Source organism: Bacillus sp. FSL R5-0576, from assembly GCF_038004765.1.
Classification (GTDB): domain Bacteria; phylum Bacillota; class Bacilli; order Bacillales; family Bacillaceae; genus Bacillus; species Bacillus subtilis.
Genome location: NZ_JBBORU010000001.1, coordinates 3686494 through 3702347 on the forward strand (window position 1 = coordinate 3686494; position 15854 = coordinate 3702347).

General features: G+C 45.3%; 17 protein-coding genes. 7 read left to right on the plus strand and 10 right to left on the minus strand.

Features of this window, described 5'->3' with window-relative positions:
- Positions 1-53: 53 nt before the first annotated feature.
- The 5 genes from NX903_RS18905 to NX903_RS18925 all read right to left on the minus strand — a co-directional run bounded on the left by NX903_RS18905 (position 54) and on the right by NX903_RS18925 (position 3772).
- Positions 54-437, minus strand: coding sequence for a carboxymuconolactone decarboxylase family protein (locus NX903_RS18905; protein WP_019712843.1), 384 nt, complete (start codon positions 435-437; stop codon positions 54-56).
- Between the two features lie 6 nt (positions 438-443).
- Positions 444-1637: an MFS transporter gene (locus tag NX903_RS18910; protein WP_076457420.1), complete on the minus strand. Its 1194-nt coding sequence runs from the start codon at positions 1635-1637 to the stop codon at positions 444-446.
- Between the two features lie 128 nt (positions 1638-1765).
- Positions 1766-2398 carry a GTP pyrophosphokinase YwaC gene (ywaC, locus tag NX903_RS18915; protein WP_003244564.1) on the minus strand — a complete coding sequence of 211 codons (633 nt, stop codon included), beginning with the start codon at positions 2396-2398 and terminating at the stop codon, positions 1766-1768.
- Between the two features lie 142 nt (positions 2399-2540).
- A complete protein-coding gene (locus NX903_RS18920; RefSeq protein WP_086344475.1) occupies positions 2541-3476 on the minus strand; it encodes a 1,4-dihydroxy-2-naphthoate polyprenyltransferase in 936 nt (311 codons plus the stop codon).
- 161 nt (positions 3477-3637) lie between these two features.
- On the minus strand, positions 3638-3772 hold the full coding sequence (locus NX903_RS18925; protein WP_003227332.1) for a hypothetical protein: 135 nt from the start codon (positions 3770-3772) through the stop codon (positions 3638-3640).
- Positions 3773-3921: 149 nt separating this feature from the next.
- On the opposite strand from NX903_RS18925, the gene NX903_RS18930 reads away from it, so the two are divergent.
- The 7 genes from NX903_RS18930 to NX903_RS18960 all read left to right on the plus strand — a co-directional run bounded on the left by NX903_RS18930 (position 3922) and on the right by NX903_RS18960 (position 10295).
- Positions 3922-4071 (plus strand): teichoic acid D-Ala incorporation-associated protein DltX, encoded by a 150-nt coding sequence (locus NX903_RS18930; RefSeq protein ID WP_003227330.1) that lies wholly within the window; start codon positions 3922-3924, stop codon positions 4069-4071.
- Positions 4072-4088: 17 nt separating this feature from the next.
- The gene (gene dltA, locus NX903_RS18935; RefSeq protein WP_086344476.1) at positions 4089-5600 is read left to right on the plus strand and encodes a D-alanine--poly(phosphoribitol) ligase subunit DltA; all 1512 of its coding nucleotides are present in this window, start codon (positions 4089-4091) and stop codon (positions 5598-5600) included.
- Positions 5597-6784, plus strand: a complete 1188-nt coding sequence (dltB, locus tag NX903_RS18940) for a D-alanyl-lipoteichoic acid biosynthesis protein DltB (protein WP_003227327.1) — start codon at positions 5597-5599, stop codon at positions 6782-6784. The genes dltA and dltB overlap by 4 nt, the downstream gene beginning before the upstream one ends.
- 16 nt (positions 6785-6800) lie before the next feature.
- Positions 6801-7037: a D-alanine--poly(phosphoribitol) ligase subunit DltC gene (gene dltC / locus NX903_RS18945; RefSeq protein ID WP_003227325.1), complete on the plus strand. Its 237-nt coding sequence runs from the start codon at positions 6801-6803 to the stop codon at positions 7035-7037.
- Positions 7037-8215: a D-alanyl-lipoteichoic acid biosynthesis protein DltD gene (gene dltD / locus NX903_RS18950; RefSeq protein ID WP_003227323.1), complete on the plus strand. Its 1179-nt coding sequence runs from the start codon at positions 7037-7039 to the stop codon at positions 8213-8215. Before dltC ends, dltD begins: the two co-directional genes overlap by 1 nt.
- Before the next feature lie 89 nt (positions 8216-8304).
- A complete protein-coding gene (locus NX903_RS18955; RefSeq protein ID WP_086344477.1) occupies positions 8305-9063 on the plus strand; it encodes an SDR family oxidoreductase in 759 nt (252 codons plus the stop codon).
- Between the two features lie 140 nt (positions 9064-9203).
- Positions 9204-10295, plus strand: coding sequence for a branched-chain amino acid aminotransferase (locus NX903_RS18960; protein ID WP_063334871.1), 1092 nt, complete (start codon positions 9204-9206; stop codon positions 10293-10295).
- Positions 10296-10328: 33 nt separating this feature from the next.
- Here NX903_RS18960 and licH read toward each other — a convergent pair whose 3' ends face one another.
- The 5 genes from licH to licR form a co-directional block, all read right to left on the minus strand.
- Positions 10329-11657, minus strand: a complete 1329-nt coding sequence (gene licH, locus NX903_RS18965) for a 6-phospho-beta-glucosidase LicH (protein WP_003244285.1) — start codon at positions 11655-11657, stop codon at positions 10329-10331.
- Positions 11654-11986 carry a PTS lichenan transporter subunit IIA gene (licA, locus tag NX903_RS18970; RefSeq protein WP_003227313.1) on the minus strand — a complete coding sequence of 111 codons (333 nt, stop codon included), beginning with the start codon at positions 11984-11986 and terminating at the stop codon, positions 11654-11656. Before licA ends, licH begins: the two co-directional genes overlap by 4 nt.
- An 18-nt stretch (positions 11987-12004) precedes the next feature.
- The gene (gene licC, locus NX903_RS18975) at positions 12005-13363 is read right to left on the minus strand and encodes a PTS lichenan transporter subunit IIC (protein WP_014481302.1); all 1359 of its coding nucleotides are present in this window, start codon (positions 13361-13363) and stop codon (positions 12005-12007) included.
- Between the two features lie 15 nt (positions 13364-13378).
- Complete coding sequence (licB, locus tag NX903_RS18980) at positions 13379-13687, minus strand: PTS lichenan transporter subunit IIB (RefSeq protein WP_003218755.1); 309 nt, start codon at positions 13685-13687, stop codon at positions 13379-13381.
- 128 nt (positions 13688-13815) lie between these two features.
- Positions 13816-15741, minus strand: coding sequence for a transcriptional regulator LicR (gene licR, locus NX903_RS18985; protein ID WP_086344478.1), 1926 nt, complete (start codon positions 15739-15741; stop codon positions 13816-13818).
- Between the last annotated feature and the right edge of the window lie 113 nt (positions 15742-15854).

Here is a 15854-nt window from a genome sequence, read left to right on the forward strand (position 1 = left end):
TCTGCATAGAATTTCCTATTAGTATTCTACATAAAAAGGAGAAGGTTTTTATATTATTTGTTTCGTTCTGCAAATACTTCAGCGGCCACAGGAAGAATGGTATTCAGTGCATTCGGAAAACCTGAGTAAATAATCATCTGCATCATGACTTCTATGAGTTCTTCTTGTGTCCATCCGACATTCAGGGCTCCGTTAATATAGAATTTTAGCTGCTGGGTATTGCCCAATGCAGTCAATCCAGCAACGGTTGCTAATAATCTGGATTTCAGATCAAGACCCGGTCTTGAAAAAATCTGACCGTAGTTAAACTCCACGGCAAGCACACCAAGGTCCGGAGCGATGGAATGTTTAAAATTGTCCACGATCGCTTCATAGTTCTCCTCATCAATTTGTTTCAGAATATCTAACCCTTTTTTATAACGTTCACTTGTTCGCACCAGCTTCTATCTCCCTTCCAATATCGCTTTTTTAGTAGTGCGATTTATGGTAATCCTTGAACTGAAGGCAATACCGACCATGATCATCCCCATAATACAAACACCGTTCCAATGAAACAGCATCCAGACCGCACCCCCTGCATACGATCCCAAGGCGCCGCCTAAAAACGTGCTGACCATAAAGATGCCATTCAATCTGCTTCTCATTTCAGCCGACAATTTGAAAATCTCCGCCTGACACGCCACCTGATTCGCCTGAATGCCCATGGTGATGAATAAAGCGCCCAATACAATCACAATCAATGAAGTCTGGCCTGCCATTAATAAAACAAATGACAATAAGGTAAAAGACATACAAAGCTTGTTGGAAAAAGCAGCTCCTTTTTGATCAATAATCCGGCCGATCAGCGGAGTTGCAAAAGCCCCGCCAATTCCCACCAAACCGATTGTTCCGGCATTCTGGCTGCCAAACGAAAATGGAGGTTCACTCACCATAAACACTAACGTCGTCCAAAATAAACTGAAGGCGCCGAACATGAAGCCTTGGTTTACACATGCTTTTCTTAACACTTTCTCCTTGATCAAAAGCGGAAATAATGAAGAAATGAGTTTTCCGTAATGAAATGCATGTGTCCCTTTGCTTTTCGGAAAGCAGAAGTGAATGATCAACATAATGATGACGGCTGCTGCACAGGCAATCCAATACATTAAGCGCCAGCCATAATGGGCATCTATCGCCCCGCTGACCACTCTCGCCCCTAAAATTCCGCAAACCAAGCCGATGGCTACGTTTCCGAGTACTTTTCCTCTGTTCCTGTCATTTGCTAAACCTGCCGCAAACGGCACAAGGATTTGAGGAATAATCGTGAAGAATCCCAATAATAAATTTGTGATGACTAGCCATGGAAAGCTTACAGCTAACGCTGAAGCGGCCGAACAAACCCCCACTAAGAATAGCAGGCTCACAATTAAGCGGCGGCGTTCAAAAAGATCTCCCAATGGAACAAGCAGAAGGTTCCCCGCCGCATAGCCAATCTGCGCCAATGTAGCAATCATCCCAGCTTGTGCCGGCGTCACATGAAACGTGCCTGCCATGCTGACAAGCAATGTTTGATTGATATAGACATTAGCTACCGTAAACCCGCTAGTCACCGCTATAAGAAAAATCAAACCTCTCGATAATGAAATGGAATGGTTCATGTTTACCTCCTTTCCCATGCATGATAAAGCAGGTTCAATCATGGAAACAGAAGTGAGTTTATACTGGTATAAAATGTACTAGCAAGCAAAGCAAAAAAGCGAAACCCTGTCAGGCTTCGCTTTTGTTATCAATCCACTTCTTTCTTAATCCCCAGCATTTTCTCATCTAGGTAATGGGCAATCTCCGCGGCTTCCTTCAGCTCATCTGTTAATTGCTTAGGAACGTCATTGTTCAATTTATAATAAATTTTATGTTCAAGGCTCGCCCAGAAATCCATCGCGATTGTCCGGATTTGAATTTCTGCTTTGACGTATTCCACACGGTTCGTTAAATTCACAGGCATCTCAATGATTAAATGCAGGCTTCGATAGCCATTCGGTTTGGGTGTCTGGATATAATCCTTTACCTTTACGATTCTCAAATCTTCATGCTGCTTCAACACATTCACGACATTATAAATGTCAGAAATAAAGGAACAGATGATGCGTACACCGGCAATGTCGTGAATATGCTCCTTCATTTCCTTCGTCGTAATCTCACAGCCCTTTCTCATTAACTTATTCACGATGCTTTCAAAGCTTTTGACACGGGATTTTGTATGTTCAATCGGGTTGTGTCCGTGAATGAGGTTATATTCCTGGCTGATAATTGAAAACTTTGTATCGAGCGCATCTAACGCAAATTTATAAACTAATAATTCATTTTTCCAATCTTCCATTACTGTTTTTAAATCGTCCATATGTGTTACAGATAAATCCATGTTCGTCATCTCCTTTAACGGAACTTTATCCGCTGTCCATGTACTAGACGTCCCTGTCTGCTGCAAGGTTCTATGAATTTTTTTACAAAATGCGGTCGATTGTAACAAAAAAAAGACCGCACGAAACGAGCGGTCTTTTTTATTATCGGAAGTAGCTGATCAATAATCCGATCGAGAGCAGGAATCCGAAAAATGTATTTGTTTGGGCTGTTGATTTCATTGCGACAATCATATTCATCGGCATTTCTTTTTGGACGAAGCCCTTCACTGCCTGAACCGGCTTAGGCACGCTCAAAAAGACGACAAACAGCCATGGGCTTGCGGCACCGGTAATAACCAAGCCGACAACCCAGATATAAGCGACGGCAAACGACGCAGCTAACAGAGTAACAGCTCCCTTATGCCCCATCAAAATCGCCAATGTTTTGCGTCCGCCTTTTTTGTCCTCTTCAATATCACGAATGTTGTTCGACAGGTTAATCGCGCCGACAAGAATCGCAATCGGGATGGAAATCAAAATGCTCAGCATATTGATCTTATCTGTCTGAATGAAAAACGAAATCAGCACAAACACCGAACCCATGCAAATGCCTGAGAATAATTCACCGAACGGCGTGTACGCAATCGGCAGCGGCCCGCCTGTATACAGGTAGCCGATCGCCATGCCGACAAGGCCGATCAGCGCAAGCCACCAGCTGCTGCTTGCACAAATATAGACACCGAGCAAAATGGCAATCCCGTATGAGGCCAGAGCTAATTGCAAAATCGTTTTAGGCTTCATTCCGTGGCGTACAATGGCCCCTCCGATTCCGACTGATTCTGCTGTATCTAATCCGCGTTTAAAATCATAATATTCATTAAATAAGTTCGTCGCGATCTGGATCCATAGGCAAGAAAACAGCATAGCCAAAAACAGCAGCAGATCAACCTTCACATAAAACATCGCCAAAACGGTTCCGAGCAGCACAGGCACAAACGATGCGGTTAACGTATGAGGACGAGTTAACTGCCAAAGGATCTGCCCCATGCTTTCTTTTTGCGGCGCTGTCTGACCCTCACCCTTATTTGTTTGGTTCATCTTCCTCTTCCTTTCTATTAAAAGGCTTACTTTTTTTCAGCCGGCAGCTTAATAAAAAACTCCTTTTGCTTCCTTATCTATCATAATGACTTCTCCCTTATTTCACAAGATACCGCAAGAAGGCGTTTTCTTTCTTATTATACGCTTCCGCCCCGATTTCATTAGGTTTCTGCTTTCACTTGAACGAACAGGTACAGAAAAATTTTTTTAAGTACATTACACTTTTTAAAAGTTAAAAAGATCTTTTGACTCCAGGTATCTTTTCCTTTATTATGAATCAGCTCGAAACATTCCATTCTTGCCCTTGCAGGTATAAAGATTCATTTTCAAAAACATACGCCGATATATTAATTTGAGGGAGATTAGGGAAAAAATGAAACTTTTTGAGCATCTGATCGTCAAATACTCATGTGATTGTCGAAAAAACGGGAAGGGAATTTTTGATATGCTGCAATTAATGAAACAGCTGTATGAAAAACCCGCTGTCAAGTGGACATGTCATACAGGCTTTTATTTGATGATACTGCTTGTTTTGTTTTTTATGTATGGTTTTCACACCGCGAATACCGGTTCATATATTTATAACGATTTCTAATTGGAGAGAGAATAACTATGAAACTTTTACATGCTATTCAAACACATGCGGAAACTTATCCGCAAACCGATGCCTTCCGCTCTCAAGGCCAGTCGCTCACGTATCAGGAATTATGGGAGCAGTCTGACCGCGCGGCTGCCGCGATCCAAAAACGCATTTCTGGGGAAAAGAAATCTCCTATCCTTGTGTACGGCCACATGGAGCCGCACATGCTTGTTTCCTTCTTGGGAAGTGTCAAAGCGGGACATCCTTATATTCCGGTTGACCTGTCTATTCCGTCCGAACGGATTGCGAAAATTATCGAAAGCTCTGGAGCAGAATTGCTGATCCATGCAGCAGGACTCTCAATTGATGCAGTCGGCCAGCAGATTCAGACAGTTTCTGCGGAAGAACTGCTGGAAAACGAAGGCGGCTCTGTCAGCCAAGATCAATGGGTCAAAGAACACGAGACGTTTTATATCATTTACACTTCCGGGAGCACAGGAAATCCGAAAGGCGTGCAGATTTCCGCTGCGAACCTTCAAAGCTTCACAGACTGGATTTGTTCAGACTTTCCAGTCAGCGGAGGAAAAATATTTTTAAACCAAGCACCGTTCTCATTTGATTTGTCTGTCATGGACCTATATCCGTGCCTTCAATCAGGCGGGACTTTACATTGCGTGACAAAGGATGCTGTGAACAAGCCGAAAGTCTTATTTGAAGAGCTGAAGAAGTCCGGGCTGAATGTGTGGACATCAACACCTTCCTTTGTTCAAATGTGCCTGATGGATCCGGGTTTTTCACAGGATCTGCTGCCTCATGCGGACACATTTATGTTTTGCGGAGAGGTTCTTCCGGTTTCTGTGGCAAAAGCGCTGCTTGAGCGTTTTCCGAAAGCGAAGATTTTTAATACGTACGGCCCGACTGAAGCGACAGTGGCTGTCACATCGGTTGAAATTACGGATGACGTCATCAGCCGCAGCGAATCGCTTCCAGTGGGCTTCGCCAAACCAGATATGAACATTTTTATTATGGATGAAGAGGGACAGCCGCTTCCTGAGGGAGAAAAAGGAGAAATCGTCATTGCAGGGCCGAGTGTAAGCCGAGGCTACCTTGGTGAGCCAGAGCTGACGGAAAAAGCGTTTTTCTCTCATGAAGGCCAGTGGGCATACCGAACTGGCGATGCCGGCTTTATTCAAGACGGTCAGATTTTCTGCCAAGGACGTTTGGATTTTCAGATTAAACTTCACGGCTATCGAATGGAGCTGGAGGAAATCGAGTTCCATGTCAGACAGTCACAGTACGTTCGTTCTGCTGTCGTGATTCCTTATCAGCCAAACGGAACAGTTGAGTACCTGATCGCTGCTATTGTGCCTGAGGAGCATGAGTTCGAGAAGGAATTCCAGCTGACAAGCGCTATTAAAAAAGAGCTTGCCGCTTCTCTTCCGGCATATATGATCCCGAGAAAATTTATCTATCAGGATCACATTCAAATGACGGCTAACGGCAAAATTGACCGAAAACGCATTGGCGAAGAGGTTCTTGTATGACGCCTTACAGCTCGTTTTTATTCTTTATACTGCTTGGCATTCTTCTTCTGCCGACGATCATTCTCGGCTTAAACGGAAAAAGATTTCAAGCATACAACATGTTCATATCTATCATTATATTGGCTTTAATTTTTTCGCACGACTTACACGGGGTCATCGCGCTGTGCCTGTTTACAATATGGCAGGTGCTCCTGATCAGCGGCTATCTGGCATACCGGCAGAAAGCGAACAGCGGCTTTGTCTTTTGCGGAGCTGTTATCGCGTCTATTCTGCCTTTATTTCTGTCAAAAATATGGCCGTTTCTTTCACACCCGCAGCCGCATCATCCGCCGCATAACCTGATCAGCTTTTTAGGTATTTCATATTTAACCTTTAAAGGCGTTCAGCTGATTATGGAAGCAAGAGACGGACTGCTGAAAGAACAGCTGCCATTGCACCGCCTGCTGTATTTCATCCTGTTTTTCCCGACGATTTCCTCCGGCCCGATCGACAGATACCGCCGGTTCGTCAAGGATGAACAGAAGGCTTGGACGAAAGAAGAATACGCCGACCTGTTGTATACGGGAATCCATAAAATCTTCATCGGTTTCCTGTATAAATTTATTATCGGCTACGCGATCAATACGTACTTCATCATGAATCTTCCCGCAATCACGCACAATAAGATTCTTGGGAACCTGCTGTACATGTATGGCTACAGCATGTATTTATTCTTTGATTTCGCCGGCTACACGATGTTTGCCGTCGGGGTCAGCTACATTATGGGCATTAAATCACCAGAAAACTTTAATAAACCATTTATCAGTAAAAATATTAAAGATTTCTGGAATCGCTGGCATATGTCTCTGTCATTTTGGTTCAGAGATTATGTGTTTATGAGATTCGTATTTTGGATGACTAAGAAAAAGTGGATCAAAAACCGTATGGCCGTCTCTAACATCGGGTATTTCCTGCTGTTTATGCTGATGGGGGTTTGGCACGGGCTCGCGCCGCAATATATCATCTACGGCCTTTATCACGCCGTGCTGATGACATGTTACAACTTTTTTGAGAAGTGGAATAAGAAATATAAATGGCTGCCGTCCAACCGCTGGACAACCATTCTCGCTATTGTGATCACATTCCATTTCGTTTGCTTCGGGTTTTATATTTTCTCAGGAAAACCATTTCATCACCACCATTAAAGGAGATTAGAAAGCTATGGATTTTAAACAAGAGGTATTAGACGTTTTAGCAGAGGTTTGCCAGGATGACATCGTAAAGGAAAATCCTGATATTGAAATTTTTGAAGAAGGTTTGCTTGATTCTTTTGGAACAGTAGAATTGCTGCTTGCGATTGAAAACCGTTTTGATATTTTAGTGCCGATCACTGAATTTGACCGGGACGTTTGGAATACACCTAACAACATTGTAAATCAGCTGTCTGAGTTGAAATAATGAAAAAGCGTTTTTTCGGTCCAATTATTTTGGCGTTTATTCTATTCGCAGGCGCCATCGCAATTCCATCTTCATGGCTGACAGGCTTCATCACCGATAAGCGTGTGAAAGAGTCAGCAACAGCCTTGAATCCGAGTATGTTTCAAGGGCTATATTTACAAGATCAGATGCTCAAAGATCCGACATATCTTCCGATTTACGGGTCTTCTGAGCTTTCTCGGCTGGACGAGTTCCACCCATCTAATTATTTTCAGGTAAACAATGAGGGATTCACGCCATACCTTGTCGGCAAAGGCGGATCCCAGTCATTGATTCATTCTTTAAACTTCGCTGCCCATATGGATCAGCTGAAGGGCAAAAAAATCGTATTCATCGTGTCTCCGCAATGGTTTATTAAGCGCGGGTCTGATGAACAGCATTTCGCGCCGAACTATTCTGCGCTGCAAGGGCTTGATTTGGCATTTAACGATCAGATCGACCCTGAAATTAAAAAGAAAATGATGAAACGCATGCTGCGCTTTAAGGCTGTGCAAAACGATGCCATTCTTTCTGAGCTGTACAAAGCAATGGTGAACGGCCAGACGTGGAAAGTGAACGCGCTGAAGCCGGCGGCGAAAGTGTATTACAGCATGCTGGAAAAGAAAGATCTGTATTATTCAACGACAGAATCATCCGGGCCAAAGCGCTATATCTCGCAGTCAGTAAAGGATAAGTCATGGTCTGAATTGAATAAACTAGCGGATCAATCGGGCAAACGCCACTCCGGTTCTAACGATTTTCACATCGACAACCCTGTCTATAAAAAGCTGAAGCCGAAAGTGCCTAAGCTGAAAGGGAAAAACAAAGGAAGATCGTATGCGGTGTCACCGGAATATGGCGACTTTGAAATGATGCTCGATATCCTGAAGGATGCGGGCGCAGAGCCTATGTTTGTCACCATTCCTGTTAACGGGAAATGGTACGATTACACGGGCTTCCCGAAAAAAGGACGCACTGACTATTACAAAAAGGTAAATAAACAAATCAGAGCGAAGGGCTTCCAGGTTGCTGATTTCTCAGGGCATGAATATGACCCGTATTTCATGAAAGACACCATTCACATCGGCTGGAAAGGCTGGGTGTATGTCGATAAAGCAATTGACGAATTTTATAAAACCGGAAAAGTCACTTCATCCTGAGCATCTCATAGGACGCGGCTGCATATTTCCTGCTAAGATTTGAAATAGTAAAGGAATCACAGCCAACTTAATTAAGAGGTGTTACATCCATGAAGATGACAAATAATACGGTTTTAATCACAGGGGGTTCTGCTGGCATCGGGCTTGAACTTGCCAAGCGCCTGCTGGAGCTCGGCAATGAAGTTATCATTTGCGGACGCAGCGAAGCGCGTCTTGCAGAAGCGAAGCAGCAGCTCCCAAACATCCATACAAAGCAATGTGATGTTGCAGACCGTTCGCAGCGGGAAGCATTGTATGAATGGGCTTTAAAGGAATATCCGAACTTGAATGTTCTCGTCAACAACGCCGGCATTCAAAAGGAAATTGACTTTAAAAAAGGGACAGAGGAGCTTTTTGTGGACGGTGATGAAATTGAACTTAATTTCCAAGCGCCTGTCCATTTATCCGCCCTTTTCACACCTCATTTGATGAAGCAGCCCGAGGCGGCAATCGTTCAGGTCACATCCGGGCTTGCGTTTAATCCGTTAGCTGTTTATCCGGTGTACTGCGCAACAAAAGCAGCACTTCACTCGTTCTCGCTTACGCTCAGACACCAGCTCCGCGACACGAGCGTGGAAGTGATTGAAATGGCACCGCCTATGGTGGACACGGGCTTAAACCAAAAATCACGCGATAAACAAGGCCTGACGTACCGGGGCATTTCATCTGAAGAATATGTTCAATATTTCTTGGACGGCTTGAAGGAAGGCAAACAGGAGATTACAAATGAACGTGTTGAAGGTCTTCGGGATGCCACTCGCGCCGATTATGACAGGTTATTCGAGCATATGAACACGCAGGAGAATTAATTTCTCCTGCTTTTTTCATATGAATTTCTTACAAATTTGAGCAAACCTATTGCGATTATTTGTTGAAGGTATACAATAGAATATAATTATTTTCAAATAAGTTTGATAATATAAACAATTTAACAGCAGGGAGATTGACCATGACTAAACAAACGATTCGCGTTGAATTGACATCAACAAAAAAACCGAAACCAGACCCAAATCAGCTTTCGTTCGGAAGAGTGTTTACAGACCACATGTTTGTAATGGACTATGCGGCAGATAAAGGTTGGTACGATCCAAGAATCATTCCTTATCAACCCTTATCAATGGATCCGGCCGCAATGGTCTATCACTACGGCCAAACCGTGTTTGAAGGGTTAAAGGCTTACGTGTCAGAGGATGACCATGTTCTGCTTTTCAGACCGGAAAAAAATATGGAACGCCTGAATCAATCAAACGACCGCCTCTGCATCCCGCAAATTGATGAAGAACAGGTTCTTGAAGGCTTAAAGCAGCTTGTCGCAATTGATAAAGACTGGATTCCAAATGCGGAGGGCACGTCCCTTTACATCCGTCCGTTCATCATCGCAACCGAGCCTTTCCTTGGTGTTGCGGCATCTCATACGTATAAGCTCTTGATCATTCTTTCTCCGGTCGGCTCTTATTACAAAGAAGGCATTAAGCCGGTCAAAATCGCTGTTGAAAGTGAATTTGTCCGTGCGGTAAAAGGCGGAACAGGAAATGCCAAAACCGCAGGAAACTATGCTTCAAGCTTAAAAGCGCAGCAGGTAGCCGAAGAGAAAGGTTTTTCTCAAGTGCTCTGGCTGGACGGCATTGAGAAGAAATACATCGAAGAAGTCGGAAGCATGAACATCTTCTTCAAAATCAACGGTGAAATCGTAACGCCGATGCTGAACGGAAGCATCCTGGAAGGCATTACGCGCAATTCAGTCATCGCCTTGCTTAAGCATTGGGGCCTTCAAGTATCAGAACGAAAAATTGCGATCAATGAGGTCATCCAAGCCCATAAAGACGGCATCCTGGAAGAAGCCTTCGGAACTGGTACAGCAGCTGTTATTTCCCCAGTCGGCGAGCTGATTTGGCAGGATGAAACACTTTCGATCAACAACGGTGAAACAGGGGAAATCGCAAAAAAACTATATGACACGATTACAGGCATTCAAAAAGGCGCTGTCGCAGACGAATTCGGATGGACGACCGAAGTCGCAGCGCTGACTGAAAGCAAGTAAGAAAAAAGCCGGCCCATTACAGGCCGGCTTTTTTTACGCTTCAATTTTGTTGAAAAACTGCGGCAGATACGCTTTGTGCGCCTCCAGCATTTCGTCTAAAATCTGTTTGGCCACAGTATCGGACGGGACAAGCGGGTTAATCGTCATGGCAAGGAGTGCAGTTTGGTAGTCACCTGTAACTGCCGCTTCTGCCGCGACACGTTCAAAGGATTTGATTTGCTGGACAAGGCCGCGGACAGACACCGGCAAGTCGCCGACAGCAATTGGCTTAGGGCCGGTTTTCGTCATCACACAGTTCACTTCAACTGCGGAATCGTCTGGAATACTCGCTATTGCACCGTTATTGATCGTGTTCACCGGCTGAATGTCGTGTTTATCATTGTAAATCGAGCTGATTAGATTACATGCTGCATCACTGTAGTAAGCTCCGCCCCGTTTTTCCAGCTGCGGCGGTTTGATCGCAAGGTTCGGATCTTTATAAAGCTCGAACAGCTCTTTTTCGACCTTCTGTACGACTTCAGCGCGGGTGCCCTCCGTTTGTGATGCTTCAAGTTCGTGCTCCAGCATCTCTTTTGTTTTGAAATAGTAACGGTGATAGCCGCAAGGGATAACATTGAGCGCTTTTAAGAAATCCGGTTCCCATTCGGCTCCTGAGATATTTTTCATCGTCATCGCGTTTTTCGGGTCGCCCATCGCCTCGATGACTTGCTCCTTCACACTTACGCCGTCCAAGAAAACATCCAGCCCGAATACCATATGGTTCAGTCCGGCGAATTGGACTTCTACGCGGTCCACATCTACATCAAGCGCTTTGGCTACGCCCATTTTGATGCCGATTGGAACATTACAGAGACCGACGACTTTCTTCAGGTTGGAGTAGCGAAGCAAGGCTTCTGTTACCATGCCGGCAGGGTTTGTGAAGTTAACAAGCCAAGCGTTCGGGCAAAGCTCTTCTATGTCCTTTGCGATCTCAAGGATGACCGGAATTGTGCGCAATCCTTTAAACAGGCCTCCCGGGCCGTTTGTTTCCTGGCCAATTACACCATATTTTAGCGGAATGCGCTCATCCTTTGCTCTTGCCTGCAAAAGTCCGACGCGGAATTGAGTCGTGACAAAGTCTGCGTCTTTCAGCGCTTTTCTCCGGTCGAGCGTAAGATGAATGTCAATCGGAACGCCAGCTTTTTCAACCATCCGTTTGGCGAGTGTGCCGACAATATTCAGCTTTTCTTCGCCCTCGGGGATATCGACAAGCCATAATTCACGGACAGGCAGCTCATCATACCGTTTAATGAACCCCTCCACTAGCTCGGGTGTATAGCTTGAACCTCCGCCAATCGTTACAATCTTCAATCCTTTTGTCATATGCTTGCTCCCCTTTGCTCGGTGATTTTTTCATATAACTCAATGATCTCTGCAGCCATATCCTTCACTGTCATTGCATTCATTAAATGATCCTGTGCATGAACCATCAGAAGCGTCATTTCCGTCTTTTCTCCGCCCGCTTCATTTTGGATCAGCTCTGTCTGATAATGATGGGCTTTTGACAATTCTTCTGCAGCGTCTTGAAGCTTTTTCCGCGCTTCTTCTGCGTCGCCGCTTTTCGCAGCGGCAATGGCCTCCATTGCGGAGCTTCTACCGTTTCCTCCGTGAAGGATGATTTGAAAAATGATTTGTTCCATTTCCTCATTCACGCGATTCACTTCCTTTCTCTACAGAGCCGCTTCTTTGTCATCTGATGCTGCAGGCGTTTTGACCAGCTCCAGATCGTTTTCTTCTTTCAGCTTCTGCTTATCCCACATTCTGAAGAATGGATAGTAGACAACAAAGGACACGGCAATATTAATGGCTTGCATGACCGCGCCTGAGACTTTTCCTCCAGTCGCCAAATAGCCTGAAAAGATCGGCGGCATGGTCCACGGCACTGCGATACCCGCCGGTTTGGCGACAAGGCCGGTGCTCATTCCGATGTACGTGAGTGTCACTGTGACAAGCGGGGTGATGATAAACGGAAGTAAGAGCATTGGGTTCATGACGATCGGCATTCCGAATATAATCGGTTCGTTAATATTGAAGATGGCCGGGCCGACCGCAAGCTTGCCGAGCTGCTTCATTTGTTTGCTTCGGGCGCGCAGGAACATCGTGACAACCAGTGCCAATGTGGCGCCGCTTCCGCCGATATTGACCCAGATATCGAAAAATTGCTGGGTGAAAATCTTAGGAAGCTCCTCACCGGCTTGGAATGCGATCCGGTTGGCATCCATTGCGCCGTACCAAATCGGTGCCATGACGCCGCCGACAATGTTTGCACCGTGAAGGCCGCAGGCCCATAAAAGCATTTTGACGGCTTCGGCGACAAGGCTTCCTCCAAGGCTTCCTCCCAGAATGGAAAGCGGAGTCCCCAATAAAACGCTTACAATATTATGAAGGCTTTCAAACGGTGTCGCTTCAACAATCAGCCGGGCTGCCCAAATCAGGAAGATGACGGCAAAGCCGGGGATTAACGCGACAAATGACTTGCTTACCGCCGGCGGAACACCGTCCGGCATTTTGAAGACTAAATTGCGCTGGATAATGAGGCGGTAAATCTCTGTGGACACCATTGCGATAATCATAGCGACAAACAGGCCTTTGCTTCCCATGAGCGAAAGCGGAATCCCGCCGCCAACCATGATTTCTTTCGTCGCGCCATCCGGCATAAACGGCACTTGATAAGGTGTTGCTAATAAAAATGCCGCAAGGGAAATGGCTCCGGCCGACAAGGCATCAACGCCGTATTTCTCGGCGAGCCGGTAGGCGATGCCGAACGCGGCGACAAGACCCATAATTTCAAAGGTCGCGTCGACTGGGTAGGCCAGTTTTTCAGACCAGGAGCTGCCAAACGTTTTTGCCATAAACTCAGCATATCCCGGGATCGGGAGGTTGCCAATGATGAGGAAAAAGGAACCGATGATAATCAGGGGCATCGTGAGGATGATACCATCACGCAGCGCCTGCAAATGACGCTGTCCCGCAATTCTTCCCGCTATAGGCATGACCTTTTCTTCTAAGATCTGATTGACTTTATTCACATAGCCCGCCCCTCTCTATGACACATGTCCAAGCTGTTCAGCTGATTTCAGCACTTCCGCCCCGTTGCACGTGCCATAATGGACGGTATTAATGACGTCTACCGGAACCCCCTTTGACTCTCCTAATTTTTTGAGCTGCGGAAGCATGTAACGGACTTGCGGACCGAGAAGCAATACATCCGCTTTATCGATATGATTTTGTACAGAATCGCCTGAAACTGCCCAAATGGTATAGTCTTTTCCCTGTTCCTGCGCACTTTTTTCCATCTTGCTCACCAGTAAGCTAGTAGACATGCCTGCTGCACAAACGAGTAATATATTCATGTAAAAGACCCCCTAGAGTTTGATCAATTTTGTAATGTCCTGCTGTTGCTATCATCATATTATGAAATCGCTTTCATAAACACTCAGGGTTTTTCCGCAGGCAACGGAAAAAAGGTATATACAGGCTGTCAGCTCAGCATTTTTTGGTCAAACACATCCGAAAGCTCTTGATACGAACGGCATTTGACCAGCTGGTTCACCGCCGCCGGGTCATCCAAAATGCTGCCAAGCAGTTTATACATGCTTTGCAAATCCGCTTTGTTCTCCTTTTCGACACAAAGCAGACAGACAAATTGAACTCGCTGACTCTCCCAATCGATCGGTTTTTTGAGCGTACAAACGGCCCAAAACGTTGTTTTCGTCTGCGGAACAAGCGGGTGCGGGATGGCAACAAGATTGCCAAAACACGTTGGCGACATGTCTTCTCTTTCAAAAATGGAATCTATGATTTCTTCATCGGCAAAGCCGCATTCGACCGCTTTCTGCCCTAAAAATTGAATCACTTCTTCTTTTGAGCGCAGATCCTCCTGAAAAAAAACGAGTTCATTTTTTAAGTAGCGATTGGCTTTTTCCTTTTCATCACTCAGAATAGATTCTATTTTTGTAAAGTCAGTTCCGCCTAAGATGGTGTTAACCTTCAGTACTGGTACAGGGAGCTCTTTTTTAATCGGAATGGTGCTGATGACAAAATCAATTGATTCGTAGGACATTTGATCAAGACTATAATATTCAGCCGTTCCAAGAATATCGAGCCGCTTGCCGAAATGGGAACGCAGTTTTTCGCGCAGAAGCTGGGCGCTTCCGGCACCTGATGCGCATACAATGATACAGCGTTTCGGCGGACTTTCTGTTTTTTTTCGTTCAATCGCGGCGCCAAAGTGGAGAGCCAAATATCCAATTTCGTTTTCATGAATCTCAATACCCGTTTGTTCCTTTATCACGATTCCGGCAATGATCCCGGCTTCAAAAGCGAGTGGATAATGTTCCTTGATCGCTGCCAGCATCGGATTTCGAAGATTCATGCCGTATCGGTTGCGGCTGATCGCCGGCTTCATATGCAGGGCCAAGCCGATTTTCAGCTCTTTGTCATGCAGGATGCCAAGCTTCAGTTCACGATCAACAGCTTTGATCATGGCAAGTGTCAGCTGATCGGTTTCCTCTTCTATTGAAAATGTGTCCTCTCCGCATTGTGATTGTGTCATTCGTTTTGTGCCAAGGAGATGCATGGTGATGTAGGCCGTCTCGTCTTTCGGAAACGTAACGGCAAGCGCTGATTCCAGCTCTTTTACGATGGCTTCTGCAGCCTGGTACTCCTTTTGATGCAGGATATGATCCATATCTTTCGGGAAAAGAGAAACATAGTTTTCCGTTCTGATCCGTTTACAGGCGATAGCGATATGGATAATGAGGTTATTCAGTCCCATGTTGGACAGAGGGATGCGGTCGTTTTTCATTTTTTTCAAGATGGCGGAACGGATGATCTCAATTTCTTCTTTTGGCAAAATATCAGCCTTTTCATTTAAAACATCTATCTCCGTTTCTCTTTCATCAACAATGTACTCCGCCATGCAGTACCTCATCTGCACCTCGTCCCCGCGCAGCTTGAAGCCGTAATTCGGACGTGTTTCCATGACGATGCGGTAAGGCAGCAGACGTTTCTTTACTTCCTTTAAATCCGTTTGGAGTGTAGATTTTGAGATAAATAGTTCTTCAGCAAGTTCATCGAGCTTGAGATAATGGTCCGCCAGCAGCAGACGTTTCATAAGATAGGCCATTCTCTCCTCCGGCAATACCGGCAGGCCCTTTTTTTGCTGAAATACATCTTGCAGCAGTGTTCTGAATACTTGCTCGTCATCAATGCGGAGCTTGTAGCCGGAGCCTCTTACAGATTGTACAAAGGCACCGTGGCCGCTTAGCACACCTTGCAGTTCCTTTATATCATTGCGGACTGTCCGCGTCGTTACGTTTAATTGCGCGGCAAAAAACGAACTTGTCACCGGGGCTTCAGCCGCCATCAGCAAGCGCAGAATATCACGAAGTCGCCCATGAAGCATGAGAAAAACCTCCTATCTAGTAGATGCAGGGATTCAGTGAATAGGCAGAAAGGATGATGAAGGGATGCGAAATGTATATAAATTCTATAATGGAGAGAATGGCAAGTCAATGA

Coding starts and splice junctions, on each gene's coding strand:
- NX903_RS18925 (WP_003227332.1), bottom strand. CDS start 3,772: ATGGAATGTTTCGAGCTGATTCATAATAAAGGAAAAGATACCTGGAGT.
- NX903_RS18920 (WP_086344475.1), bottom strand. CDS start 3,476: ATGAACCAAACAAATAAGGGTGAGGGTCAGACAGCGCCGCAAAAAGAA.
- dltD (WP_003227323.1), top strand. CDS start 7,037: ATGAAAAAGCGTTTTTTCGGTCCAATTATTTTGGCGTTTATTCTATTC.
- dltB (WP_003227327.1), top strand. CDS start 5,597: ATGACGCCTTACAGCTCGTTTTTATTCTTTATACTGCTTGGCATTCTT.
- NX903_RS18955 (WP_086344477.1), top strand. CDS start 8,305: ATGAAGATGACAAATAATACGGTTTTAATCACAGGGGGTTCTGCTGGC.
- licH (WP_003244285.1), bottom strand. CDS start 11,657: ATGACAAAAGGATTGAAGATTGTAACGATTGGCGGAGGTTCAAGCTAT.
- licR (WP_086344478.1), bottom strand. CDS start 15,741: ATGCTTCATGGGCGACTTCGTGATATTCTGCGCTTGCTGATGGCGGCT.
- ywaC (WP_003244564.1), bottom strand. CDS start 2,398: ATGGATTTATCTGTAACACATATGGACGATTTAAAAACAGTAATGGAA.
- NX903_RS18910 (WP_076457420.1), bottom strand. CDS start 1,637: ATGAACCATTCCATTTCATTATCGAGAGGTTTGATTTTTCTTATAGCG.
- dltA (WP_086344476.1), top strand. CDS start 4,089: ATGAAACTTTTACATGCTATTCAAACACATGCGGAAACTTATCCGCAA.
- dltC (WP_003227325.1), top strand. CDS start 6,801: ATGGATTTTAAACAAGAGGTATTAGACGTTTTAGCAGAGGTTTGCCAG.
- NX903_RS18960 (WP_063334871.1), top strand. CDS start 9,204: ATGACTAAACAAACGATTCGCGTTGAATTGACATCAACAAAAAAACCG.
- licB (WP_003218755.1), bottom strand. CDS start 13,687: ATGAATATATTACTCGTTTGTGCAGCAGGCATGTCTACTAGCTTACTG.
- NX903_RS18930 (WP_003227330.1), top strand. CDS start 3,922: ATGCTGCAATTAATGAAACAGCTGTATGAAAAACCCGCTGTCAAGTGG.